Genomic DNA, 23,125 nt, shown 5'->3' with positions numbered 1-23,125 from the left:
TTCACGCCCTCTTGGCATGAACTATCTGGCCACCTGTTCAGTGGCGCACCATCCAACCTTGATGAATATCTCTGAATTCCATGAGCGGCAGCGAGAGCCGTGAGGGGGCGCTAGAGTAACCGGATTGTGACGGTTCGGAAAGAGTCTGTCCGGTTACTTTTTGTAAGGTGAAAACGAGGGATTTATCGTACTCGATTAAATATACCGCTCAGATGAATAAATCGAAAAAATGCATAACGTTTGCATAAGGCAAGCCGCGCGGGTCAAGCCGTTGCAGGCCGCCACTCTCATCCGGAACCAATGAAAAACGCCAGCAATGGAGGCTGGCGTCTCGTTTATTCAGCAAGGCGGTTACAAAACAACCGCCATCTTATCCGCGCAGGCCGCCCAGAAATTCGGCCCGGGTATCGGGCTGGGTCTTGAACACCCCGCCGAGGGAGGTGGTGGTGGTATAAGAGGTTGAATCCATCACTCCGCGCGCCTTGACGCAGTAGTGGGTCGCCTTGATGCTGATGGCCACATCCTTGGTACCGAGCAGGGTCTGCAACGCCAGCAGGATCTGCTGGGTCAGCCGCTCCTGCACCTGGGGACGACGGGCGAAGAACTGCACGATGCGGTTGATCTTCGACAGGCCAATCACCTTGCCCCGAGGGATATAGGCCACATGAGCCATGCCGTCGATGGTGACGAAGTGGTGTTCGCAGGTGCTGGTGAGGCTGATATCCCGCACCATGATCATCTCGTCCACCTGCATCTTGTTCTCGATCACCGTCACTTTGGGGAAGGTGGAATAATCGAGGCCGGAGAAGATCTCGTTGACGTACATCTTGGCGATGCGGTGCGGTGTCTCGGCCAGACTGTCATCGGTCAGATCCAGCCCCAGCGTCTCCATGATGGAGCGCATATGGCCTTCGATCTTCTCCCGCTTCTGCTGGCTGTTAAGCTCGTTGGTGACCAGGGGGGTTTCCAGTCCCTGGGCTTCGAGGGCAGCCCTGACCAGCAAGGCTTCCGGACTTAAGGTTGTCATTATCTTCTCTCCCACGCTCAGGGACTGTGAGGGCCGCTCAAGGAGCAACCCCTTATGTTATGGCGGCGTACAGGGCCGACGGTATCGCTGTAATGGTCGCCACACGGGATGTAACGGCCATCTGTTATGGCGGCATAGTAAACGGCCATTGCCGCCAAGATTCAAGTCAACTTGTGCGTCACCTCATACTTTATGGCCATCTCACCCCGTTTCAGCGCCGATTACCCCGAGAATCCTTGAGATAACCTGCCCATCCCCAGGGATTTTTGTGATAATCCCGCCTTCAATCATAGAAAGAGGTCATGACGATGGGATTTGATACCAGCGGACTACTCCCCTTAAGCGATGCCCGGCAAGGGATGCTGGAACAACTCGCCTGCTGCTGCGACAGCGAGCAACTGCCCCTGCCAGAGGCCCTTGGCCGGGTTCTTGCCAGCGACATCGCCTCTCCCCTCGCCGTGCCCCCCTTCGACAACTCCGCTATGGACGGTTACGCCGTGCGCCTTTCGGATCTCACTGCTGGCACCCCGCTCATCATGGCGGGCAAAGCGTTTGCCGGTCAGCCCTATCAGGGCGAGTGGCCCGCTGGCCACTGCGTGCGGATCATGACCGGCGCCCCGGTACCCGCAGGCACCGATGCGGTGGTGATGCAGGAAGAAACGCAGGCCGACGGCGATCGGATCACTTTTCTGGCACAGCCCGAACCGGGCCAGAATATCCGCCGCGCCGGCAGCGATATCGGCAAGGGTGCCTGCGTGCTGCCAGCCGGTACTCGCCTCACCCCAAGAGAGATGCCACTGCTGGCCTCCCTCGGCGTAGCTTCCGTCGCGGTGCGTCGACCGCTGAAAGTGGCCATCTTCAGCACCGGCGACGAGCTCAAACCGGTCGGTACCCCGCTTGCCCACGGCGATATCTATGACTCCAACCGCTACGGCGTGCGGGCCATGCTGGCGCGCATGGGCTGCGACTGCCTCGACCTTGGCATCATCCCCGACGATCCGGCCCAGCTGCGCGCCGCCTTTATCCGCGCCGACGAAGAGGCCGATGTACTCATCACCACCGGCGGCGTCTCGGTAGGGGAAGCGGATTTCACCAAACAACTGCTGGACGAGCTCGGCGAGATCGGCTTCTGGAAGCTCGCCATCAAACCAGGCAAGCCATTTGCCTTCGGCCGCCTGCCCCATGCCTGGTTCTTCGGCCTGCCGGGCAACCCCGTCTCCGCCATGGTCACTTTCGATCAGCTGGTGCAACCGGCGCTGGCCAAGCTCGCAGGTCAACACTTCGAGCGGCCACTCCAACTGCAAGCCATTGCGGCCGAGCCACTCAAAAAGAGCCCGGGCCGACTCGACTTCCAGCGCGGCATACTGAGTCAGGGGCCAAACGGCCTCGAGGTGCGCAGCACCGGCTCGCAGGACTCCGCCGTGTTCAGCTCCCTGTCGCGAGCCAACTGCTACATCGTTCTTGAACGGGAACGGGGCCGCGTCGCCGCGGGCGAGACGGTGACCGTGGAGCCATTCGGGGGATTGCTGCTGTGAGCGAGATCCTGAGCGACGCCGAACTGCTGCGCTACAACCGCCAGATCATCCTCAAATCCTTCGACTTCGAGGGACAGGAGGCGCTCAAGCAGGCCCGTGTGCTGGTGATCGGCGCCGGTGGCCTTGGTTGCGCCGCCAGCCAGTATCTGGCGGTGGCCGGGGTTGGCCAGCTCACCCTGGTCGATTTCGACAAGGTGGAGCTCTCCAACCTGCAGCGTCAGGTGCTGCACAACGATGAGCGCATCGGTCACTACAAGGTGGACTCAGCAGCGCAATCGCTGCGTGCCCTCAATCCCTGGCTCAACGTGGAGACCCACGCTGCCGTGGCCGATGAGGCGCTGCTCGATACCCAGCTGCCCCGACATCAGCTGGTGCTCGATTGCACCGACAACCTGGCCATTCGCAACCTGCTGAATCAAAAGGCACGCCAGCACAGGGTGCCGCTAGTCAGTGGCGCCGCCATCCGGCTGGAGGGACAGCTGTGCAGCTTCACCTGGCAGGAAGATGAGCCCTGCTACGCCTGCCTCAGCGCCCTGTTTGGCGAGCAGGCCCTCACCTGTGTCGAGGCGGGAGTGCTCGCCCCCGTGGTGGGGCTGGTGGGCAGCCTGCAAGCACTGGAAGCTATCAAACTCTTGGCAGGCATGGGCAAAAGCTACAGCGGCCGCCTGCTGATGATCGACAGCCTAAGCGGCACTTTCCGCGAGATGAAGCTGCCCAAGCGCCCCGACTGCCCCGTCTGCTCCCATCCTTGACGCAAACGGGATCAAAAAAGCCGAACCCTGTGGTTCGGCTTTTTGGTACCTGCACCTAACAACCCCTTCCTCAATGGGTCGTGAGGATCCGTTGCAACAGGTGATTAAAGCCCGAGGGATCTTCCGCAGGCCAGGCGTGGTGGCCGTTGGGGGTGTGGATGGTGGCGTTGGGCAGGGCGGCAAACTGCTCTACCCGTTTGGCCAGCGGCAGGTAGTCGTGACTGGTGGAGATGATGGCCACCGGCTGCCAGATGGAGCCTAGCCGGGCGCGCACCGACCAGCCGGGTAGTGCCTCCAGCAGCGCCTTGTAGGTTTTCTTTTTATTGCGCACGAAACGCAGTCGGAAGGTGTGGCGCACCTGTGCCAGATCCGGGCCCGGGAAGAGCTCGCGTCCCAGCCACCAGGCGAGGGGGCGCATACCGAACCAGCGCAGCCACTTGAGGCGCTGGGCATAACGCTCCTGCTCTTTGGGGGTCTCCAGCAGAAACTCGCTAAAGCCATTGACCAGCACCAGCCCCTGCACCTTGTGGGGCAGTTGCAGCGCCAGCTCCAGCGCCACCATGGCCCCGAGCGACAATCCGACAACCCAAGCGGGCTCCGGCTGCTCGTCGAGCCAGTTCACCACATCGGCTGCCAGGGTCGCCACATCGAACGGCCCCTCCTGCATGCTCTGACCGTGGCCGCGCAAGTCCAGCGCCACCACCCGGTAGTGTTCGGAAAACCGTTCGATCTGCGCCTGCCAGTCGAGGCTCGAGGAGCCCAGCCCATGCAGCAGCAACAGCAAAGGGCCCTCCCCCGCACTGCGCAGGGCAAGGCCGTTGAATTTCATCACCTGATTGCGGCGCATCAGTGTATTGCCTCTCGACTCATCACCTGAACCATCTCTTGTTGTTATGTCACCCGTGGTTATCCTGCCACGTTATCAGCACGGCGCCCAATCAACCCTCGCTGACCAGACTCACCGCCTTGATATAAGCGTAGATCTGCTGCTCCGGCGCCAGTGCCAGCCGCCTGGCGGAGCGGCTGGTGATCCGGGCCAGCAGTATCTGCTCACCCAGCGCCAACTGCAACAGGGTCTGGCCGGGGCGCACCTCGCGCACCGCCAGCAGACGGGTGACGAGACAGTTGGAGAGACTGGAGTGCTCGATAGGTGCTGTAGCAATCACCACATCGCGCCCCGCCACCTTGATCTGCAATGGGCCGCTCTCATCCGGCACATGGGTCATGGTAACCCGCAGCCGCTGCTCGCCGAGTTGCAGGGTCGCCATCTGCTCGTCATCATCGTAGTGAGAGAGGGTCGCATCCAGCATCACCCCGGCATCGTCACGGCTGGCGAGCGACAGGTCGGTACGGGCGAAGATTTCGCTCGGCCGTCCCTGCGCCTCCACCCTGCCACCTTCCAGCAGCACCAGCTGATCGCAGAGCAGGCTCACCTCCTCCATGGCGTGGCTAACGAAGATCATCGGGATGCAGCTCTCCTGCTGCAACCCCTTGAGCACATGGGCCTGATGGATGCGGCTGCGCCGATCGAGCGCCGAGAAAGGCTCATCGAGCAGCAACAGATCAGGCTCGGCCAGCAGCGCCCGCCCCAGCGCTACCCGCTGGCGTTGACCGCCAGAGAGGGCATGGGCAGGCTGCCCCAGCAGATCGGCAAAACCGAGCCGAGCCGCCAGCGCTTCGGGCTGCCAGCGCCCTCGCCCCTTGCGGGCCGCCAGTTGCAGATTGCCGAGCACCGTCAGATGAGGGAAGAGGCGCGAGTCCTGAAACACCAACCCGATCCGGCGCGCTTCGGGCAACAGCGCGGCGCACTCCCGATCGCGCCACAGCAAGCGATCCCCGTTTTGGCGATCGAGCCCGGCGATGATGCGCAGCAGGGTGCTCTTGCCGCAGCCGGAGGGGCCAAACAGGCCGAGGATCCCCCCCAGTTCGAGGGTCAGTGCGCAATCGAGGGTAAAGGGGCCAAACTCGCGCCGGGCATGGAGGCTCAGGGCATGACTGCACGAGGCATTGCTTGGCGAAGAAATAGTGGCTGGCTGGTTCATCCAAACACTCTCCGCTGTCTGCGCTGAAGTACCCCGTAGACCAGCACCAGCATCACCAGCGAGAAGGCCATCAGGCCGCCCGCCAGAATATGGGCGTTCTGATAGTCCATCGCCTCCACATGATCAAACAGGGCGATGGAGAGCACCTGGGTTTCGCCGGGGATATTGCCGCCAATCATCAGCACCACGCCAAACTCCCCCAATGTATGGGCAAAGCCAAGGGCCGCCGCCATCACGAAGCTGGGCAGGGTCATCGGCAAGATGATGTGGAAGAAGCGCTCCAGCGGGCCGAGCCCCAGGGTCGCAGCGGCTTCCAGCTCCTTGTTGCCCATGTTGACGAAGGCGGAGGTGAGCGGCTGCACCACGAACGGCAGCGAATAGAGGATGGAGGCAAACAGCAGGCCGAGAAAGCTGAAGGCAAGCGGGGCACCAAAGGTGTCGCGCCACCAGGCGCCGAAGCCATATTCAGGGGAGAAGGCGAGCAGCAGATAAAAACCCAGCACAGTGGGGGGCAGCACCAGCGGCAGCGCCACCAGCGCCTCAACCAGCGGCCGCAGGCGGTTCTGACTGCGCGACAGCCACCAGGCCAGCGGCGGTGCCAGCAACAGCAAAATCGCAGTGGTGCAGGCCGCAAGCTTCAGGGTGAGCCAGACCGCCAGCAGATCCCCTTCACTCATTGCCGACCTCCCGGTTGATAAATGCCCCCAACGGCATGGTCTCCATCCTTATTGCAAAGAGTGGCCGACCCGAAGGCCGACCACTCAGGGTATTGCGTCAGCCCCATCCCCTTATTGAGGCAAGGCATAACCAGCTGCCTTGATCTGCGCCTGACCCGGCCCCTTGAGCCAGGCGACCAGCGCCTCGACCGCGGCGCCTTTCTTCAATACCAGCCCCTGCTGCTCGATGGGGGGATAGAAGCTCGCAGGCACTGCCCAGGCTTCGCCGGTCTTGCCCGCTTCAACCAGATTGGCCCAGGCGACAAAGCCCAGCTCGGCATTGCCAGTGTCGACAAATTGCCAGGTCTGGCCGATGTTGGCGCCGGTCAGCAACCGGTACTGCTTGGGATCGATCTTGAGATGGGTGAGGGTCGCCATGGCGGCAGCACCATAGGGAGCTGTGCGGGCATTGGCGATGGCGAGGTTGCCTTTCCAGCTGCGCAGGGTCGCCTCGTCAGGGGCCGGCCCCCCCTTCTTCCACAGCCCCAGCTGGCCGATGGCGTAGGTGAAGCGATCGCTCCCCTTGCCCTCTTTTTCCAGCTTCTCGGGGGTCGCCGCATCGGCGGAGAGGAAGAGATCGAACGGTGCGCCGTGACTGATCTGGGTGTAGAGCACTCCGGTGGCGGCAGACGAGATGGCCAGGGTGTGGCCGGTCTTGGCGGTAAACTCCTTGCCAATACGATCTATGGTTCCCTTGAAGTTGGCAGCCACAGCCACTTTCACTTCATCGGCCTGCACGGCACCGGTATGCAAGGTGGCGGCGCAGACGCCGGCGATGACAACAGATAACAGCGGTTTCATTCCCTTTCTCCTGATGGGGCCCGCACATCCGCGCCCCTTGGCGGGGCCGTGGTTCCCGTTGAACCTGCGCCCCTCGTGATGAACAGGTCAGGCTTGCCAGCGGGCGGCGGCGGCGTTGTCGCTCTCCTTGGCCTCGACCCAGCGTTGCACACCCTCGGCGGTCAGCTCTTTTTTCCAGAACGGCGCCCGGGTTTTCAAGAAATCCATGATGAAGTGACAGGCGTCAAAGGCGGCGTCGCGGTGGGCACTGCTCACCGCCACCAGCACGATCTGATCGCCAAGCCACAACTCGCCGATACGATGAATGAGGGTACACTCCTGCAGCGGCCAGCGGCGACGGGCCTCCTGCACGATATCGGCCAGCGCCTTCTCGGTCATACCGGGGTAGTGCTCGAGGGCCAACCCCTTCACCTCCTCCCCCTGATTGAAGTCGCGAACCTTGCCAACGAAGGTGACGATGGCGCCACTGTCGGGGCGGGTGGCTAGGCGGGCATATTCGTCCGCCAGCGAGAAATCCTCCCGCTGCACCAGAATGCGATCGGTCATGGTTGCCTCGCTCATCCTTAACCTCCGGTCACCGGTGGGAAGAAGGCCACCTCATCGCCATCATTGATGGGGGTGTCGAGGGACACCAGGGTCTGATTGACCGCGACCAAGAGTTTGCCAGCTTCCAACGCCAGCGCCCACTTGTCGCCGCGCTCACAGAGCGCAGCGCGCAGTTGTTCGGCGGTGGCGTAGTCGCAGGGCAGGTTCAGCTCGTCACACGCTACCAGCTCTCTTACTTGCGCAAAAAAGAGTACCTTGATCATGCTTGTTCCCCGCTCGTTAACCCCAACTGAAAATGGCCGGACTTGCCGCCCTTTTTCTCTACCAGCCGCACCTGTTCGATCACCATGTCCTTTTGCACCGCCTTGCACATGTCGTAGATGGTCAGCGCCGCTATCGACGCGGCGGTCAGCGCCTCCATCTCGACACCAGTCTTGCCGGAGAGCTTGCAGAGGGTGCGGATATGCACCCGATTCTGCTCGGCCAGCGGCACTATCTCCACCTCGACTTTGGTCAAGGCCAGCGGATGACAGAGTGGGATAAGATCGGAGGTCTTCTTGGCGGCCATGATGCCTGCGATGCGGGCGGTAGCGAACACGTCCCCCTTGTGGTGCTGGCCGCTCAGGATCAGCGCCAGCGTCTCGGGGGCCATGGCAACAAACGCCTCGGCACGGGCTTCGCGCTCGGTCACCTGCTTGTCGGTCACATCCACCATATGGGCTTCACCGCTCTGGTTCAGATGCGTCAGGTTGGGCTGGGTCTGCTTGGTATCGGTCTGGTTCATCACTTGCTCTCAGAGGTGGGAGACAAAGTTGCACGGCTTGGTGCGGGCATCGAGCTGATCGCGGATCAGTTGCTCCCAACCCAGCTGGCAAGCGCCGGTGGAGCCGGGCAGGCAGCAGATCAGGGTGCGATTGGCGAGTCCCGCCAGCGCACGGCTCTGCATGGCGGAGCCTTTAATCTCGGCAAAAGAGAGTTGACGGAACATCTCGCCAAAACCCTGTACGGTGCGCTCGAACAGCACACCGACCGCTTCCGGCACCCGGTTCTGTTCGTTGAAGCCGGTACCGCCGTTAATCAGTACCACCTGCACCCCCTCATCGGCGATCCACTCGCTCACCCGCGCGCGGATGCGAAACAGGTTGTCCGGGCAGAGCGCCCGATCGGCCAGCTGATGGCCCGCGTCGGTAAGGGCCGAGACCAGATAGTCGCCCGAGCTGTCATCGGCGGCGGTGCGGCTGTCGGAAACCGTCAGCACGGCGATCTTGAGGGGAATAAATGCGTTGTGTTTCTGTCCCATCGGGCAGCTCCTTGTGGCTATGGGCCGTCAACGAGGCAGGAAGAGAAGGGGTATGAGAGGCCAGCTGTCAGAGCACAAAAACGGACGCAGACAGGGGTGACCAACTTGCTCAAGCGTGTGACGGCGGGCTGATTCTATCAAAGGTTTCACGAGATATGGGATTTAAAAGACACACAAATCTGATGCTTGTCCCATATATGAACAAAACGCAGGCCGGGTAAACCCGGCCTGTCGTCGCAGGATCAGAACCCTTTCACCCCGGTCATGTCGGGCAGCTGGTGAGCGATCCCCTTGTGACAGTCGATGCAGGTGCTTTCACCACTGGCCAGATTGGTAGAGTGCATCTTGGCGGCACGCTGCCCCTGCAGGGAGAAGTCCATGTACTCGAAGTTGTGGCAGTTGCGGCACTCGCGCGAATCGGTCTCTTTCATTCGTTGCCACTCCCGCTCCGCCATCTCGCGTCGGTGCGACTCGAACTTCTCGCGGGTATCCACCTTGCCGGTGATCATGCCCCACAGCTCCTTGGAAGCCTGCACTTTGCGGATGATCTTGTAGGTCCACTCATGGGGCACGTGGCAATCCGGGCAGCTGGCCCGCACGCCGGAGCGGTTGGCGTAGTGGATGGTATCGCGGTACTCCTCGTACACGTTGTCCTTCATCTCGTGACAGCTGGTGCAGAAGGCCTCGGTGTTGGATGCTTCCATGGCGGTGTTGAAGCCACCCCAGAAAATCACGCCACCGAAGAAGCCCATCAGCAGGATGACCCAGAGAGCAGCCTTCGATGGTGACTTGAAGGTGGTCCACAGACGCTGGATAAAGCCGGGTAATTTCATCTATGGATTCCTCAGTTCAGCGCTTCAACCGGTTTAAAGGTATTTTCCACCAGCGGCTTGGCATCCGCTTGCGGCACATGGCACTGCAGGCAGAAGTAGCGACGCGGCGACACTTCACCCAGGGTCAGGCCGTCGCGGGTCTCGAAGTGAGTCGGACTGATCTTGGGAGCCTTCATGGCGCTGGCATTCTTGAAGCTGTGGCAAGCCAGGCACTTGTTGACCTTGGTGTCCACCTCATAGTTGCGAATGTCGTGGGGGATCAGCGGCGGCTGATGCATGTACTGGCGATCGTAGGGCGCACCATCCTTGCGGAAGTTTTTCAGGGGCGCGGCGGTGGCATCGGTCACCAGATCGGTGGTGCCACGCTCGGACTTGAGGCCACCGGTACTGTTGGTGATCTCGGGGGCCGCTGCCATCAAGGATCCCGCCATCAGGCAGGCCAGCATTGCTCCAATCAGCTTTTTCATTATTTGTTCTCCGACGTTTTTTCTGCCTTGACGGCAAAACCTACAGTGATTTCAAAAACTTGTTCCGCGCAGACATCGATGCAGCGGCCACAGTTGGTACACTCCTGAGCCGCAATCAAGGGCCCGTGACCGCGCTTGGCACCATGAACAGGCCCGCGCAGGATGGGACGCTCCGGGCAGACCGCATAACAATCCATGCAGTTGTTGCACCGCTCGCGCCCCTTGGCAGAAATCTTGATAAATCCGACCCGGTTGACCAGGGCATAGAAGGCCCCCACCGGACAGAGATGACCGCACCAGCCCCGCTCAACCACGAAGAGATCGAACAGGAACAGCGCTGCAAGCAGGGCCCAGCCAGCCCCCATGCCAAACAGCAGACCACGCATGGCGAGTGACACCGGATTGACCAGCTCCCACGCCATCACCCCGACCACCGCTGGCACCACCAGCACCATGGCCAGCAGCCAGTAGCGGGTCGCACGGCTGAACTGGCCATTGCCCTTGAGGCCAAGTCGCCCCCGGAGCCAGGCTGCGGCATCCGTGATGAGGTTGACCGGACAGACCCAGGAGCAGAACACCCGCCCCCCGACCAGCCAGTAACCGGCCAGCACAATGGCAGCCCCCAGCCAGAGGGTGGTGATGGGCCAGTGACCCGCCGCCAGCGACTGCAACAGCGTGAGGGGATCGGTCAGCGGCACCGTCTCCAGCAACAGCGAGCTGGAGAGGTTGCCCTTGAGGATCCAGATACCCGCCAACGGCCCCAGCAAAAACAGCCCGAGCACGCTGAACTGACTCAGCCAACGCAGCAGCAGGAAGCGATGGGAACGCCACCACCCCAGCTTGATGCGCGCCTCTTCCCCCGGATAACGACTCATAACCCCTCCGGTTTGCGGGTGGGCAGGGTGAGCCTGTCGCCGATGAGCGACTTGTTCCCCGCCTTGGCCTTCTCTTCCCAGCCGAGCCTGTAGTGATGACCCAGCTCACCTTTAGCGAGCTGGCGTGGCACCACCTTGATGGCGGCCTCCTCCAGCACGCAGGCATGCTCGCACTTGCCACAGCCGGTGCAGACATCGCTGTGTACCGTGGGCAGGAACATGGCGTGCTTGCCGGTACGCAGGTTATGCTGCAGCTCAAGAGTGATCGCCTTGTCAATCAGCGGGCAGACCCGATAACAGACATCGCAGCGCAGACCCAGATAGTTGAGACAGGTCTCGTGATCGATGAGCACTGCCACCCCCATCCGGGCCTGATCGATGTCGGTCATCTGCTGATCCAGCGCCCCGCTCGGACAGGCCACCACACAAGGGATGTCATCACACATCTCGCAGGGCACGGCACGCGCCTTGAAATAGGGGGTGCCGGTGGTAACAGGGTCAAACAGCCGGGCGAGCTTGAGGGTGTCGTAGGGGCACGCCTCAACGCAGAGCCCGCAACGCACGCAGGCGCTGAGGAACTCTGTTTCATCGAGAGCGGCGGGCGGACGCAGCGCCTGGGCAGGCACGGCTTGTGCCTGCTGGCGGGCCACGCCACCGAGCCCCACGCCAAGCAGGCCCACACCGCAGGCCCCCTTGGCCATGTCGGCCAGAAACTGGCGACGACTACGACTCATCTCGCACTCCCCCTCCTTAAGCCTTCATCACCTTGACGGCGCACTTCTTGTAATCGGTCTCTTTCGAGAGCGGATCGGTGGCGTCCAGGGTCAGCTTGTTGACCAACTGGCTCGCATCAAAGAAGGGCATGAAGACCAGTCCTTTCGGCGGACGGTTGCGACCACGGGTCTCGACACGGGTCTTCACCTCGCCACGGCGGGAGGAGACGATCACCTCTTCACCACGACGCACGCCGCGAGCCTTGGCATCGTCCGGGTGCATGAAGAGCACCGCATCCGGGAAGGCGCGATAGAGCTCGGGCACCCGACGGGTCATGGTGCCGGTGTGCCAGTGCTCCAGCACGCGGCCGGTGGAGAGCCACAGATCGTACTCCTGATCCGGCGACTCGGCAGCGGGCTCGAACGGCAGGGCAAAGATGACCGCCTTGCCATCGGGCTTGCCATAAAAACGCACCCCCTCGCCCGCTTTCACATAGGGGTCGAACCCTTCACGGTAGCGCCACAGGGTCTCTTTGCCATCTACCACAGGCCAGCGCAGACCACGGGCTTCGTGGTACTGATCGAACGGAGCCAGATCGTGACCGTGGCCACGACCGAAGGTGGCGTACTCTTCGAACAACCCTTTCTGGACGTAGAACCCGAAGTGCTCGGCTTCGTCGTTCAGCATCCCCTTGCTCTGCTCTTTCGGGAACTGGTTGACTTGACCGTTGGCATAGAGCACATCGAACAGGGTTTTGCCCTTCACTTCCGGCATCTTGGCAATCAGCTCAGCCGGCCACACTTCCTCGACTTTGAAGCGCTTGGAGAACTCCATCAGCTGCCACAAGTCGGACTTGGCCCCTTCCGGCGCTTTCACCTGCTGATGCCAGAACTGGGTGCGGCGCTCGGCGTTGCCGTAGGCCCCCTCTTTCTCCACCCACATGGCGGTGGGCAGAATGAGGTCAGCGGCCTGGGCAGTGACGGTCGGGTACGGGTCGGAGACCACGATGAAGTTGCGCGGATCGCGATAGCCAGGCAGGCGATCGGTATTCATGTTGGGGCCAGCCTGCATGTTGTTGTTACACATCACCCAGTAGGCGTTGAGCTTGCCGTCCTTGAGCATGCGATCCTGCAGCACGGCGTGGAAACCCACCTTGTCGGGAATGGTCCCCTCCGGCAGTTTCCAGATCTGCTCGGCAATGGCGCGGTGCTTGGGCTCGGTCACCACCATGTCGGCAGGCAGACGGTGGGCAAAGGTACCCACTTCACGCGCGGTGCCACAGGCAGAGGGCTGGCCGGTCAATGAGAAAGGACCATTACCCGGCTCGGAGATCTTGCCGGTCAGCAGGTGGATGTTGTAGCAGAGGTTGTTGGCCCAGACGCCACGGGTATGCTGGTTGAAGCCCATGGTCCAGTAAGAGACCACCTTCTTGCCCGGATCGGCATAGAGCTTGGCCAGCTTTTCCAGCTTCTCTTTGGAGACGCCGGAGAGCTTGGAGACCGACTCCACATCGTAATCCGCCACGAACTTGGCAAACTCCTCGAAGGTCATCGGCGTGGCATCGCCGCTGTCCGGGTTCTTCGCTTTCTGCTGCAGCGGATCGGTCGGGCGCAGGCCGTAACCGATATCGGTGACCCCCTTCTTGAACACGGTGTGCTTGTTGACGAAGTCCCAGTTCACCTTGTCGTTCTGGATGATGTAGTTGGCAACATAGTTGAGGATCGCCAGATCGGTCTGCGGGGTGAACACCATGCCGTTGTCCGCCAGCTCGAAGCTGCGGTGCTCGAAGGTCGAGAGCACGTGCACCTGCACATCCGGGTTGGAGAGACGGCGATCGGACATCCGCGACCAGAGGATGGGGTGCATCTCGGCCATGTTGGAGCCCCACAGCACGAACGCATCGGCCTGCTCGATATCGTCGTAACAGCCCATCGGCTCATCCATACCGAAGGTACGCATGAAGCCAACGACCGCAGAGGCCATGCAGTGACGGGCATTGGGGTCAATGTTGTTGGAGCGGAAACCGGCCTTCATCAGCTTGGCTGCAGCATAGCCTTCCCAGACGGTCCACTGGCCGGAGCCGAACATGCCGACGGCGGTCGGCCCCTTCTCTTTCAGGGTCGCCTTGAACTTCTCGGCCATGATGTCGAACGCCTGATCCCAGCTGATGGGGGCGAAGTCGCCATCCTTGTCGAACTGGCCGTTCTTCATCCGCAGCATCGGCTGGGTCAGGCGATCCTGGCCGTACATGATCTTGGAGAGGAAGTAGCCCTTGATGCAGTTGAGGCCACGGTTGACCGGCGCATCGGGGTCGCCCTGAGTCGCCACGACCCGACCATCCTGAGAGCCCACCAGCACGGAGCAGCCGGTACCGCAGAAGCGGCAGGGAGCCTTATCCCAATGGATGGCCGTCTTGTCGGTACTGGTGATGAGATTGGCTGCCAGCGTGGGGGCACTGACACCGGCCACGGCAGCGGCAGCTGCCACCGCGTTGGCCTTCATAAAGTCGCGTCGACTCAGCTTCATGGCATATCCTCACATTGCTTATCGCGTAATAGTTGTCGAATCTGTCGAACGGGAGCCAGCCATCAGCGGCAGAGGGCACGCCCGGCATCCCATCACTCTTTTCAGTGACTGCCCAGTTCATCAAACTGGTGGTAAATCAGGGCGGCAGAGAGCACGCCCGGCATCGCCTGTATCGCATCAATGGCCGCCATGATCGGCCGCTGGCTCGGACCTTCCAGGGTCACGACCAGCTTGCCCTCGTCACTGACGGCGTGGATCTCGGCCCCTTCAAGGGCGCCAATCTGCTCGGCGAGCTGATGGCGCAATGGGGGCTGGGTCAGCACCACCAGACTCGATACATGGAACTCCTGATCCATTGTGGCTTCTGTGTCACACGGCTTCTGACTCATTCTGACTCCTGCTTGAGGGTGGGCTGGCTCGCACCACCGGATGGGGCGGCTCGCCCGTCGACCTTGATGCTGCCAACTGGACAATCCTGCACACAGGCGCCGCAGCCATTACAGCGATCCGGCTCGACCGTCGGGGTGGGCACACGCCCCAGCACCGGAATAAAACGAATGGCATTGGGCTCACAGCTGTCCTGACAGCGCTGGCAGAACACCTGACCATTGGCCAGACAGTTGGCCTCGATATGGGCCTTGTAGTGCCAGGGGGACTCGCTGGTCGGGCGAAACACAGGCGCCTTGCAGACCGTGGCGCACTCGGTGCAGAAGGTGCATTCACCACGCTGGAAATCGACCACCGGAAAACCACCCTCGCCATTCACCAGGATCTGCTCCGGACAGGCCGCCAGACAGTCCCCGCAGCGGGTGCAGTCGGCGACAAATGCCGACCAGTTGACTGACCAGGGCAACTGCACCGGCGGTTCGGCAGTTCTCAGCCGCCCCCGGAACAGGCCGCGGCGGGCAAGATCGATCTCATCCGGCATCTTGACTCCTGTTCTGGTGAAAAAGGGGACAGTGCGAGTCCATGATTGGCATTCTTGATACCAATTATAAGAGTGGGTGTATATTGCGGCCCTGACAAGGTAAGGGATATACCACCAGGGAGATAAACAGGGGGGATTCTTGCGCCAGATCAAAGCCTTGCAGCGCAATAAAAATGGAGGTATCGGTTAAAATACCTCCATGTGAGGATTGCTATTTAATCGTTGGCGATTTTTTGCGGTTATCCGCCGATCGAGGCGAGATGAGGGGTGATGCCGGCATTGCCCTCATGGAGACGATGGGTGGCACTCTTGCCCGCCAGTGCCGCGCGAATGCGCTGTTGCAGCTCATCAGATTGTGCATCTGCGCCGAGCAGATCCCGCAGGTCGATACCGTTGTCGCCAAACAGGCACAGATGCAGCTTCCCCAGCGAGGAGACCCGCAGCCGGTTGCAACCGGCACAGAAATCTTTGCTGTAGGGCATGATGAGCCCCACCCCACCTTGCGAATCGGGGTGCATAAAGACCTGCGCCGGACCGTCATCCGTGCCCCGCAACTGCTGCACCCAGCCGCTCTCCAGCAAGCGCTGTTTGATCTGCTCGCCGCTGACATGGTGGTCACGAAACAGGGTATCCATCTCGCCGGTCTGCATCAGCTCGATAAAGCGCAGCTCGATGGGCTTGTACCTGATCCAGCCCAGAAAGGCATCAAGCTGGTAGTCGTTGAGCCCCTTGAGCAGCACAGCATTGATCTTCACCGATTTGAAACCGGCGGCCAGTGCTGCTTCGATCCCCTCCATCACCTCGGCCAGCTTGTTCTCACCGGTGATCTGGTGAAACTGGCGAGGGTCGAGACTGTCGACACTGACATTCAGCGCGTTGAGTCCGGCATCAAACCACTCCTGAGCCCGCTCCTTGAGGCGATAGCCGTTGGTGGTCATGGCGACCTTCTCGATACCCGGGGTGGTGGCAATCACCTTGACGATCTCGGTGAAATCGCGGCGCAGGGAGGGCTCGCCCCCCGTGATGCGCACCTTGCGGGTGCCCATGGCGGCAAAACCGCTGACCACGCGGCGGATCTCGTCAATCGAGAGAAAGGGTTGACGCCCCGCTTTGTGACCTTCCGGGGGGCGATAGCCGTCAGGCAGGCAATAGGTGCAACGGAAGTTGCACACATCGGTCACTGACAGACGCAAATAGTAAAAACGACGGGAAAAACCATCTTCAAGTGGCAACATAAACACCTTTCCAAATACGGGAGGCCAGGGCATTTCTTTCCTGACCCTTACAGCTCGAACGTCGGCTGACGGCTGGTTTCCCCCTATCGCTAGGACTTAGGCAAAACCGCTCGGAGTTCATCTAGTTTTTCGATGCTAACACAAGTTGGAGTACACTCCCACGCATCTTGCGGGGTCCTTATCACTATTCAGAGGTGCGCATCAGTATGGGAAAACGGTTCAGGGTCCATTCGGTCAGCAGTGCCATTGGCCGCGCCATGGTGTTGATCCTCTTCATGGCCAGCCTGATCGCGCTGGTCGCCATGGTCACCCTCTTCTACTCGGTACCCGATGCCAAGGCGATCAACCTCTCCGGTTCGCTGCGGATGCAGGCCTACCGGATGGCCTACGAAATCGAGCGGGGCGACAGCGTGTTGGGGCGCCTCTCCCAGTTTGAAGAGACCCTGCACGCCGAAGAGCTGCAGGAGACCCAGCGCTGGATCACTCCTGCCTCCCTGCGTCGCACCTATGGCGAGGTGCTCGGCCAGTGGCAGGTGATGCGCCAGCACATCGAGGATCGCACCCCCAGACGGTACACCGATAACACCGAGCAGTTTGTGGCGGCCATCGACAATTTCGTCAATCAGATGCAGTACCACGTGGAATTCAAGGTGCGGATGCTGGCACTGGCGGAGGGGCTCGGCCTGCTGGCCATCATCACCATCGCCTGGTTCACGGTGCGCTTCACCCGTCAGCAGGTGGTCGCCCCCCTCAACCAGCTGGTCTACTGTGCCCGCCAGATCCAGCGGCAGGATTTCGATCTTCAGCTGCCCGCCCACGGCGAAAATGAGCTGGGGGAGCTGTCGCGCGCCTTCGTCACCATGGCCGACGAGCTGGGCAAGCTCTATCGGGAGCTGGAAAACAAGGTGGAAGAGAAAACAGCCAAGCTGCAGCAGGCCAATGACACCCTCTCGTTTCTCTACTCGACCGCCCAGAAGCTGCACGCAGCCCCGCTCAGCACCCGTACCCTTATCAAACTGCTGGACCGCGCCGCCGCCCACCAGCATATCGACCATATCCGGCTGACCCGCTTCGAACACAACGCCATGCCGGTCTACATCTCGGGGCGCACCGGCTGGCCCGGCGATCTCGATGCGGTCGCCAGCTTTTATCTGCAGATGGATGAGCAGGAGTTCGGCCGCCTCGACATCATCAGCCAACACCCCATCGATGAGCGGTTGATTAAAAACTTCACCATGCTGCTGGCTCAGGTGCTGCACAAAGACCAGACCCTGCTGCAACAGCAGCGACTGCTGTTGATGGAGGAGCGGGCGGTGATCGCCCGCGAGCTGCACGACTCGCTGGCGCAGGCCCTCTCTTATCTCAAGATCCAGTCCACCCTGCTCAAGCGCTCTTACGCCAAGGGGCTGCATGACAAGGCGCAGGAGGCGATGCAGCAGATCGACGAGGGGCTTAGCAATGCCTATACCCAGTTGCGCGAACTGCTCGGTACCTTCCGTCTCACCATTGGCGATGCCAATCTGGGGGAAGCGATCCGCGTCATGCTTGATCAACTGCAGCCTCAAACCCAGGCCGAAATCCGGTTCCATTACGGGCTGGCCGACAACGACCTGGAGGCGGGCCAGCATATCCACATTTTGCAGTTGATCCGTGAGGCAGTGCTCAATGCCATCAAACATGCCAACGCGCAAGTGATTGATGTTAGCTGTGAGACCCTCGCCAGTGGTAACATTGAGGTTCAGATTTCAGATGACGGTGTCGGGATCGGACTCGCCAGCTCGGCGATCAACCATTACGGGTTGAGCATCATGAACGAGCGCGCCAGCAAACTGCACGGTCTGCTGACCATCAACGAGCAGCAACCACAAGGCACCTGCGTGCATCTGACCTTTCCCACCAGTCTAGCGAGAGACGCCTGATGGACGAGATGAAATACACAGTTCTGGTCGTAGATGACCATCCCCTCATGCGCAAAGGGATTGTGCAGTTGCTGGCTCTGGAAGAGAACATGGAGGTGACCGGTGAAGCCTCCAACGGCACAGATGCCGTGGCGCTGGCCAAAGAGTCCGAGCCGGATCTGATCCTGCTCGACCTCAACATGAAGGGGCTCTCCGGCCTCGATACCCTCAAGGCGCTGCGGGCCGAAGAGATCACCTCCCGGGTGGTGATCCTCACCGTCTCCGATGCCCGTCAGGATGTGGTGGCTTTGCTCAAGGCCGGTGCCGACGGCTACCTGCTCAAGGATACCGAGCCTGATCTGCTGCTGGCCCAGCTGGCCGACGTGATGACCGGCAAGCAGATCCTGAGCGAACCGCTGCGCCCCTATCTCGAAAACATCTACGAGCTGGATCACCTGCAGCAGAAGCTGGAAAGCTTAACGCGTCGCGAAATGCAAATCCTGCGCGAAATTGCAAAAGGCCTCTCCAACAAACAGGTCGCCTCGGTACTCCATATCTCCGAGGGAACGGTCAAGGTTCACGTGAAGAGCCTGCTGAAGAAACTCGAGGCGCAAAGCCGCGTGGAAGCGGCTGTCATGTATCTGGAGCAGCGCAATTAAGCGCCCTCAACCGCCCGAAAAGCCACCCTCCGGTGGCTTTTTTCATTCTCTGGCACAGTCGCTGCATTGTCATATTCAGCAACTACTCAATGGAGGATGGAACATGAAACTACAACCTTTGGCACTGTTCCCCTTGCCTTCCCACATACTGCCGGGCGGCAAGCTTCCTCTGCGTCTGTTCGAGCCACGCCACCTGCAGATGCTCAAGGAGTCATTCATCAACGATCAGGGCTTTGGCATCGTGATGGAAGAGTCGACCACCTCGGGACAATCCGGCCGCATTCTGCCGGTGGGCACCCGGGTCAAGGTGACCGACTTCTACACCCTCAATGATGGCCTGCTGGGGGTGACGGTGCTAGGACTGGAGCGCTTCTGTATCCACGAGATGGAAACAGACGAGATGGGCCTGCGCCGGGCCAAGGTGGAGATGCTGCCCAACTGGCCGAGCACCCACTCAGATTTCAACGACAAGCTGCTGGTCAATCGCCTGCGGGAAGTATTCGAGCAGTATCCGGAGCTTGATGAGCTCTATCCGGACAAGCGCTTTGAAGATGCCGCCTGGCTCTGCCAACGCTGGCTCGAGATATTGCCGATGCCGATTTATGAAAAGCAGATGCTGATTGCCAAACAAAACAGCGAAGCAGCCCGTAAATTCCTGCATCGCCTGATTTCACAATGACAAAAACAGCGTTGCAAAATGCAATTATTCCAACAATGAAAATGTGAAATTCGCATTTTGCGAGTGAGTAGGAACGCAGAACGCCATAACAAGAGAGAGCCGCTGCGCTAAACGGCCAAAATTGGACACAAAAGAGTCCTGAAAAAGTTGGCACAGATTTTTCATATAGATTGATACAACCCGATTTATCCCGTGCTCTCTTCAGTATTTGCTGAAGAACTGGTCAACCCACAAAGTTGACCATTTTTTTTATCCGCGCGTCGGCAACCGCTGACCAAAGTGACGCTGCAAACACTCTCTCAACCGTGACAAGGTGATAGGCTTGGCGAGAAAGTCATCCATCCCCTGCGCCAGACAGCACGCCTTGTCCTCCGCCATCGCATTGGCCGTCAGGGCAACGATTGGCATAGTGCATCCCAACTCACGCAAGCGTCGGGTCGCTTCCAGCCCGTCCATCAGGGGCATCCGCATATCCATCAGGATCAGATCCGGGAGCTGCTCATCCACCTGCGCCAGCGCCTCCAGACCATTGGCTGCCAGCCGTACCTTGCCCACCAGTTTTTGCAGCATCAGCGACACCACCAACTGGTTCACCGGGCTGTCCTCCACCACCAGCACATCCAGTGGCAGCAGTACCGAAGCCCCCTCCTCCCGCTGCGGCTGGCTATGGCAAGGCAACGCCATGCCAGGCAGTTCGAACCAGAAACAGCTTCCCTTGCCCGGCTCGCTCTTCAGGTGGATCTCTCCCCCCATAAGCGTCACCAGACGTTTGCTGATGGCAAGACCTAGGCCAGTACCGGAAAAACGCCGGGTGGCCGAGTTGTCGACCTGGGAGAAGGGTTCAAACAGCAGCGCCTGATCCGCATCGGCGATCCCGATCCCGGTGTCGGAGACCGAGATCAGCAGCTTCTCATCCTGCCAACCCAGGTGCAGTGTCACCTGCCCCTGTTCGGTAAATTTGAGGGCGTTGTCCAGCAGATTGCCCATCACCTGAGACAGACGCATCGGATCCCCCTGCAACTCCCGGGGGACCGACTCATCGACCCGATAAACCAGCGCGATCCCCTTGGCGGTCGCGCGAGCTTGCAGCGGCTCGACCAGAGATTGGCAAAGCTGGATGGGTTGCAGGGTCTCGCAGTGAAACACCAGGGTTTGCGACTCGATTTTCGAAAAATCGAGCACGTCGTCGATGATGGTTTGCAGCAATCTGGCCGAGTGGGTGGCATGGCGCAGCAGGCTCTGTTGCTCCGGCGCCAGCTCGGCATGCTGCACCAGATCGAGCATCCCCAACACCGCATTCATGGGCGAACGGATCTCGTGGGTCATCATGGCCAGAAACTGGGACTTGGCACGGTTGGCCGCTTCGGCCTCATCCCGTGCCCGCGCCAGCTCCTCTTCACGGCGGATCTGGTTGCTGATATCCCGGGCAGTGCCGCGATAACCAATAAACAAGCCATCATGGTCAAAGCAGGGCTCGGCGCTCACCTCCATCCAGCAGGGGCCGTGTTGCAGCGCAACCTGCATCCGCACCCCTCGCACCGGCTGGCGCAGCTCCAAAAGCTGCAGGTATTTCTGGGCATCGCAGCTCTGCTTGTTGCAGACGTAGTCATAGAGGGTCGGCCGGGTCGCCTGCGGGGTCATCTCATCCAGATAACCCGGCTCTGAGGCATAACTGAGGCGATGCTCGGCATCTGTCTCCCAGAACCAGTCAGAAGCCATGGCGGCGAAGCTGCGAAAACGGCGTTCGCTGGCCTGCAGTGCCTCGGTTTTTACCGCGACCTGCTCCTGCAAGCGAGCCCGATAGGTGATGTTGACCAGCGCCTGGGCGATGAGCGGACGGCAACGCTCCATGGCGGCCTTGCTGGTGAGATCGAAGGTGCCCGCCCGAGCGTGGCGGCAGATGAGGGTAGCGGTAAAACCGGGGGCCTGCAGCCCGGTCAGCATCACGCTGGCCCAGCCCGGCTCGCTCGCCAGCGGCGCAAGCTCGGGCAGCTGGGCGGGATCGTAAATCACCAGAGTTTCACCCGAGATGGCGCGGGCAAATGCCGGGGTCATGCGCCAACTGCGGGCTGATAGCATTGGCTCGGTACTGAGGTGGGTACTTCCCTGCTCCCCTTCCCAGGCCACCACATCAGCGTGCTCAAAGCCGATAAAGGGTTTGAGCACCTGGATAAGGCTCTCCAGCACCTGCTCCAGCGTCTTGGCATCGGCGAGGGTGGCAACGCCCCCCAGCAGAGTCTGGGACTCGTGACGATACTTGGCCTCGCGCTCGCGGCAACGCATAAGGTCGACCAGCGTGGTCTGCAATTTGTCGCCGAGGGCTTCCAGTTCACTGTTGCCAATCATCTTGTTGCCTGCTCTGTTATGTTCTGCCGACTCAACGGGTCAGGAAAATCACGCTCGATACCATCAGGTTGCCGTGGGCCAGCTCGCCATTGGGCAGCCGCCCCTGCTCGCCGAAGGTAAAGGGGGTGATAAAGGGGATCTTGCCGAGGCGAGCCTGGCTCTGCTCGACAAATTGGCACAACATATCACCTAGCGCCAAACGGCAACCAGCACAAAAGATGATGAGAGCGCCGATAGGCTGCAATTCCACATCGACCCCATACCCTGGCTCGACGCGCATGGCATTGAGGCTGCGCTGCAACAACCCTTCCTGACTGCTGTACATCAACAGCAGACGCTCCCCTTGCACCACATCGGTAAAGAGCCGCAGCCCGCCCTGTTCGGTCACAGCTTCAGGATGGGAGAGTTTGTAGTAAGGAATGCCATCCAGCGCTCCCACCTGACGAGCCAGCGGGGTGAGCGTGGTCTCGCGCAAAATAGCCCCCACCGGCCAGGGCTGCTCGCGCCCGCACCAGCGGGCATAGACCTCGGCAGCAGGCTGGTGATCGATGGTGAGTACCTCCCGCCCGTTGCAGGCTGTTATCTCGCCGCTGAATTCGGCAGGCACATAGCCCGAGTGAAACTGAAAAGCGAGCTGGCAATCAGGATAGAGCACCGCCAGACCGATGCCATCCTGACTCACCGCCTCATCCCAGCAGAGCTGCCAGTCACCGCTGACACTGCTATCAGCCGCGGATCCACCGACCACCGGCACCGAGGCACCGAGTTCGGCCTCAATACCGGCCAGCAGCCCCTCTTCCTTGCCGGGACTGGCATGAAACAGGATCAGCTGGGGCAGCTCGCCCGGCCGACCACAGTCGTTCATGGCTCGGCGCAGCAACTGCCGCACATCCACCCCGTCACCGTTGGCACCGGCTACCCCGAAGGCCCCTTTCTCATCGTACAGAGCAGCAACGGCCAGCCCATATCCGTCTCGGGCGTGGTGTCCCATCTCGGTCATGACACCACCGCAAGAGCTGCACCCAAGCAGGCGGGTCGTCGGGAACTGGCGTTTGAGCGCGTCGCGCAGTATCGCCCCCTCATGGGCTTGGGTAAAATAGAGTAACAGCAGGGAGGGGGCCTGATCGGCATGGTGGCGCAGCTGCGCGCAGATATCTTGGGCCGCCAGCGATGAATTCTGGGCGAGGGAGTGAACGGTCAGAAATTTCAACACCATCTCCTTGTTTTATCGAATGGCTGCCTCAAG

Annotated in this window: 24 protein-coding genes and 1 riboswitch; of the genes, 5 read left to right on the top strand and 19 right to left on the bottom strand. The window is 60.8% G+C overall.

The window, feature by feature from the left end; translation table 11 throughout:
• Nucleotides 1-370: 370 nt before the first annotated feature.
• Nucleotides 371-1,027 carry a GTP cyclohydrolase I FolE gene (gene folE, locus WBR25_RS06360; RefSeq protein ID WP_005334419.1) on the bottom strand — a complete coding sequence of 219 codons (657 nt, stop codon included), beginning with the start codon at nucleotides 1,025-1,027 and terminating at the stop codon, nucleotides 371-373.
• A gap of 308 nt (nucleotides 1,028-1,335) precedes the next feature.
• On the opposite strand from folE, the gene moeA reads away from it, so the two are divergent.
• The gene (gene moeA / locus WBR25_RS06355) at nucleotides 1,336-2,562 is read left to right on the top strand and encodes a molybdopterin molybdotransferase MoeA (RefSeq protein WP_279487259.1); all 1,227 of its coding nucleotides are present in this window, start codon (nucleotides 1,336-1,338) and stop codon (nucleotides 2,560-2,562) included.
• On the top strand, nucleotides 2,559-3,314 hold the full coding sequence (gene moeB, locus WBR25_RS06350; protein WP_279486807.1) for a molybdopterin-synthase adenylyltransferase MoeB: 756 nt from the start codon (nucleotides 2,559-2,561) through the stop codon (nucleotides 3,312-3,314). Before moeA ends, moeB begins: the two co-directional genes overlap by 4 nt.
• 70 nt (nucleotides 3,315-3,384) lie before the next feature.
• Here moeB and WBR25_RS06345 read toward each other — a convergent pair whose 3' ends face one another.
• The 16 genes from WBR25_RS06345 to moaA form a co-directional block, all read right to left on the bottom strand.
• Nucleotides 3,385-4,161, bottom strand: a complete 777-nt coding sequence (locus tag WBR25_RS06345; protein ID WP_416014117.1) for an alpha/beta fold hydrolase — start codon at nucleotides 4,159-4,161, stop codon at nucleotides 3,385-3,387.
• Between the two features lie 91 nt (nucleotides 4,162-4,252).
• Nucleotides 4,253-5,356 carry a molybdenum ABC transporter ATP-binding protein gene (modC, locus tag WBR25_RS06340; protein WP_274160341.1) on the bottom strand — a complete coding sequence of 368 codons (1,104 nt, stop codon included), beginning with the start codon at nucleotides 5,354-5,356 and terminating at the stop codon, nucleotides 4,253-4,255.
• On the bottom strand, nucleotides 5,353-6,033 hold the full coding sequence (gene modB, locus WBR25_RS06335) for a molybdate ABC transporter permease subunit (RefSeq protein WP_005361814.1): 681 nt from the start codon (nucleotides 6,031-6,033) through the stop codon (nucleotides 5,353-5,355). Before modB ends, modC begins: the two co-directional genes overlap by 4 nt.
• A 111-nt stretch (nucleotides 6,034-6,144) precedes the next feature.
• Complete coding sequence (gene modA, locus WBR25_RS06330; protein ID WP_107685091.1) at nucleotides 6,145-6,873, bottom strand: molybdate ABC transporter substrate-binding protein; 729 nt, start codon at nucleotides 6,871-6,873, stop codon at nucleotides 6,145-6,147.
• 87 nt (nucleotides 6,874-6,960) lie between these two features.
• On the bottom strand, nucleotides 6,961-7,434 hold the full coding sequence (gene moaE / locus WBR25_RS06325) for a molybdopterin synthase catalytic subunit MoaE (protein ID WP_064340972.1): 474 nt from the start codon (nucleotides 7,432-7,434) through the stop codon (nucleotides 6,961-6,963).
• Between the two features lie 2 nt (nucleotides 7,435-7,436).
• Nucleotides 7,437-7,682 carry a molybdopterin synthase sulfur carrier subunit gene (moaD, locus tag WBR25_RS06320; RefSeq protein ID WP_179902149.1) on the bottom strand — a complete coding sequence of 82 codons (246 nt, stop codon included), beginning with the start codon at nucleotides 7,680-7,682 and terminating at the stop codon, nucleotides 7,437-7,439.
• Nucleotides 7,679-8,203: a cyclic pyranopterin monophosphate synthase MoaC gene (gene moaC, locus WBR25_RS06315; protein ID WP_479749577.1), complete on the bottom strand. Its 525-nt coding sequence runs from the start codon at nucleotides 8,201-8,203 to the stop codon at nucleotides 7,679-7,681. Before moaC ends, moaD begins: the two co-directional genes overlap by 4 nt.
• Nucleotides 8,204-8,212: 9 nt before the next feature.
• A complete protein-coding gene (gene moaB, locus WBR25_RS06310) occupies nucleotides 8,213-8,719 on the bottom strand; it encodes a molybdenum cofactor biosynthesis protein B (protein ID WP_005344126.1) in 507 nt (168 codons plus the stop codon).
• A gap of 242 nt (nucleotides 8,720-8,961) precedes the next feature.
• A complete protein-coding gene (locus WBR25_RS06305; RefSeq protein WP_107685087.1) occupies nucleotides 8,962-9,552 on the bottom strand; it encodes a cytochrome c3 family protein in 591 nt (196 codons plus the stop codon).
• Between the two features lie 11 nt (nucleotides 9,553-9,563).
• Nucleotides 9,564-10,019, bottom strand: a complete 456-nt coding sequence (locus WBR25_RS06300; protein ID WP_106842664.1) for a nitrate reductase cytochrome c-type subunit — start codon at nucleotides 10,017-10,019, stop codon at nucleotides 9,564-9,566.
• Nucleotides 10,019-10,894: a quinol dehydrogenase ferredoxin subunit NapH gene (gene napH / locus WBR25_RS06295; protein ID WP_479749576.1), complete on the bottom strand. Its 876-nt coding sequence runs from the start codon at nucleotides 10,892-10,894 to the stop codon at nucleotides 10,019-10,021. Before napH ends, WBR25_RS06300 begins: the two co-directional genes overlap by 1 nt.
• Nucleotides 10,891-11,628, bottom strand: coding sequence for a ferredoxin-type protein NapG (napG, locus tag WBR25_RS06290; protein ID WP_479749575.1), 738 nt, complete (start codon nucleotides 11,626-11,628; stop codon nucleotides 10,891-10,893). Before napG ends, napH begins: the two co-directional genes overlap by 4 nt.
• Nucleotides 11,629-11,644: 16 nt before the next feature.
• A complete protein-coding gene (napA, locus tag WBR25_RS06285) occupies nucleotides 11,645-14,134 on the bottom strand; it encodes a nitrate reductase catalytic subunit NapA (RefSeq protein ID WP_479749574.1) in 2,490 nt (829 codons plus the stop codon).
• Nucleotides 14,135-14,235: 101 nt separating this feature from the next.
• Nucleotides 14,236-14,490, bottom strand: coding sequence for a chaperone NapD (locus tag WBR25_RS06280; RefSeq protein WP_026035134.1), 255 nt, complete (start codon nucleotides 14,488-14,490; stop codon nucleotides 14,236-14,238).
• Between the two features lie 29 nt (nucleotides 14,491-14,519).
• Nucleotides 14,520-15,062: a ferredoxin-type protein NapF gene (napF, locus tag WBR25_RS06275; protein WP_088869499.1), complete on the bottom strand. Its 543-nt coding sequence runs from the start codon at nucleotides 15,060-15,062 to the stop codon at nucleotides 14,520-14,522.
• A gap of 239 nt (nucleotides 15,063-15,301) precedes the next feature.
• A complete protein-coding gene (moaA, locus tag WBR25_RS06270) occupies nucleotides 15,302-16,297 on the bottom strand; it encodes a GTP 3',8-cyclase MoaA (protein WP_100653337.1) in 996 nt (331 codons plus the stop codon).
• Nucleotides 16,285-16,425, bottom strand: a riboswitch (molybdenum cofactor riboswitch). (Overlaps the previous gene by 13 nt.)
• Before the next feature lie 78 nt (nucleotides 16,426-16,503).
• Here moaA and narQ point away from each other — a divergent pair.
• From narQ to WBR25_RS06255, 3 genes are all read left to right on the top strand, one after another.
• On the top strand, nucleotides 16,504-18,216 hold the full coding sequence (gene narQ / locus WBR25_RS06265) for a nitrate/nitrite two-component system sensor histidine kinase NarQ (RefSeq protein WP_245095403.1): 1,713 nt from the start codon (nucleotides 16,504-16,506) through the stop codon (nucleotides 18,214-18,216).
• Nucleotides 18,216-18,854 carry a two-component system response regulator NarL gene (gene narL, locus WBR25_RS06260; protein ID WP_005334471.1) on the top strand — a complete coding sequence of 213 codons (639 nt, stop codon included), beginning with the start codon at nucleotides 18,216-18,218 and terminating at the stop codon, nucleotides 18,852-18,854. The genes narQ and narL overlap by 1 nt, the downstream gene beginning before the upstream one ends.
• 103 nt (nucleotides 18,855-18,957) lie before the next feature.
• Nucleotides 18,958-19,533, top strand: a complete 576-nt coding sequence (locus tag WBR25_RS06255; protein WP_005334473.1) for an LON peptidase substrate-binding domain-containing protein — start codon at nucleotides 18,958-18,960, stop codon at nucleotides 19,531-19,533.
• Between the two features lie 249 nt (nucleotides 19,534-19,782).
• On the opposite strand, the gene WBR25_RS06250 is transcribed toward WBR25_RS06255, so the two are convergent.
• Both WBR25_RS06250 and WBR25_RS06245 read right to left on the bottom strand, forming a co-directional pair.
• On the bottom strand, nucleotides 19,783-21,879 hold the full coding sequence (locus WBR25_RS06250) for a hybrid sensor histidine kinase/response regulator (protein ID WP_479749573.1): 2,097 nt from the start codon (nucleotides 21,877-21,879) through the stop codon (nucleotides 19,783-19,785).
• A gap of 31 nt (nucleotides 21,880-21,910) precedes the next feature.
• Nucleotides 21,911-23,095 (bottom strand): FIST signal transduction protein, encoded by a 1,185-nt coding sequence (locus tag WBR25_RS06245; RefSeq protein ID WP_247823141.1) that lies wholly within the window; start codon nucleotides 23,093-23,095, stop codon nucleotides 21,911-21,913.
• Nucleotides 23,096-23,125: the final 30 nt, after the last annotated feature.

The organism is Aeromonas sp. MTB (assembly GCF_056632455.1).
Note: the sequence above shows the minus strand (reverse complement) of the source record. Positions and strands in the feature narration are given on the sequence as shown.

Excerpts from the sequence above, each read along its gene's own strand:
- modC (WP_274160341.1), bottom strand. The coding sequence starts at position 5,356 with ATGAACCAGCCAGCCACTATTTCTTCGCCAAGCAATGCCTCGTGCAGT.
- moaE (WP_064340972.1), bottom strand. The coding sequence starts at position 7,434 with ATGAGCGAGGCAACCATGACCGATCGCATTCTGGTGCAGCGGGAGGAT.
- moaC (WP_479749577.1), bottom strand. The coding sequence starts at position 8,203 with ATGAACCAGACCGATACCAAGCAGACCCAGCCCAACCTGACGCATCTG.
- moaA (WP_100653337.1), bottom strand. The coding sequence starts at position 16,297 with ATGTTGCCACTTGAAGATGGTTTTTCCCGTCGTTTTTACTATTTGCGT.
- napH (WP_479749576.1), bottom strand. The coding sequence starts at position 10,894 with ATGAGTCGTTATCCGGGGGAAGAGGCGCGCATCAAGCTGGGGTGGTGG.
- WBR25_RS06255 (WP_005334473.1), top strand. The coding sequence starts at position 18,958 with ATGAAACTACAACCTTTGGCACTGTTCCCCTTGCCTTCCCACATACTG.
- WBR25_RS06245 (WP_247823141.1), bottom strand. The coding sequence starts at position 23,095 with ATGGTGTTGAAATTTCTGACCGTTCACTCCCTCGCCCAGAATTCATCG.
- WBR25_RS06300 (WP_106842664.1), bottom strand. The coding sequence starts at position 10,019 with ATGAAAAAGCTGATTGGAGCAATGCTGGCCTGCCTGATGGCGGGATCC.
- modB (WP_005361814.1), bottom strand. The coding sequence starts at position 6,033 with ATGAGTGAAGGGGATCTGCTGGCGGTCTGGCTCACCCTGAAGCTTGCG.
- napF (WP_088869499.1), bottom strand. The coding sequence starts at position 15,062 with ATGCCGGATGAGATCGATCTTGCCCGCCGCGGCCTGTTCCGGGGGCGG.
- moeA (WP_279487259.1), top strand. The coding sequence starts at position 1,336 with ATGGGATTTGATACCAGCGGACTACTCCCCTTAAGCGATGCCCGGCAA.
- WBR25_RS06250 (WP_479749573.1), bottom strand. The coding sequence starts at position 21,879 with ATGATTGGCAACAGTGAACTGGAAGCCCTCGGCGACAAATTGCAGACC.
- WBR25_RS06345 (WP_416014117.1), bottom strand. The coding sequence starts at position 4,161 with ATGCGCCGCAATCAGGTGATGAAATTCAACGGCCTTGCCCTGCGCAGT.
- napA (WP_479749574.1), bottom strand. The coding sequence starts at position 14,134 with ATGAAGCTGAGTCGACGCGACTTTATGAAGGCCAACGCGGTGGCAGCT.
- napG (WP_479749575.1), bottom strand. The coding sequence starts at position 11,628 with ATGAGTCGTAGTCGTCGCCAGTTTCTGGCCGACATGGCCAAGGGGGCC.
- narQ (WP_245095403.1), top strand. The coding sequence starts at position 16,504 with ATGGGAAAACGGTTCAGGGTCCATTCGGTCAGCAGTGCCATTGGCCGC.
- folE (WP_005334419.1), bottom strand. The coding sequence starts at position 1,027 with ATGACAACCTTAAGTCCGGAAGCCTTGCTGGTCAGGGCTGCCCTCGAA.
- moaD (WP_179902149.1), bottom strand. The coding sequence starts at position 7,682 with ATGATCAAGGTACTCTTTTTTGCGCAAGTAAGAGAGCTGGTAGCGTGT.
- WBR25_RS06280 (WP_026035134.1), bottom strand. The coding sequence starts at position 14,490 with ATGGATCAGGAGTTCCATGTATCGAGTCTGGTGGTGCTGACCCAGCCC.
- narL (WP_005334471.1), top strand. The coding sequence starts at position 18,216 with ATGGACGAGATGAAATACACAGTTCTGGTCGTAGATGACCATCCCCTC.
- modA (WP_107685091.1), bottom strand. The coding sequence starts at position 6,873 with ATGAAACCGCTGTTATCTGTTGTCATCGCCGGCGTCTGCGCCGCCACC.
- WBR25_RS06305 (WP_107685087.1), bottom strand. The coding sequence starts at position 9,552 with ATGAAATTACCCGGCTTTATCCAGCGTCTGTGGACCACCTTCAAGTCA.
- moaB (WP_005344126.1), bottom strand. The coding sequence starts at position 8,719 with ATGGGACAGAAACACAACGCATTTATTCCCCTCAAGATCGCCGTGCTG.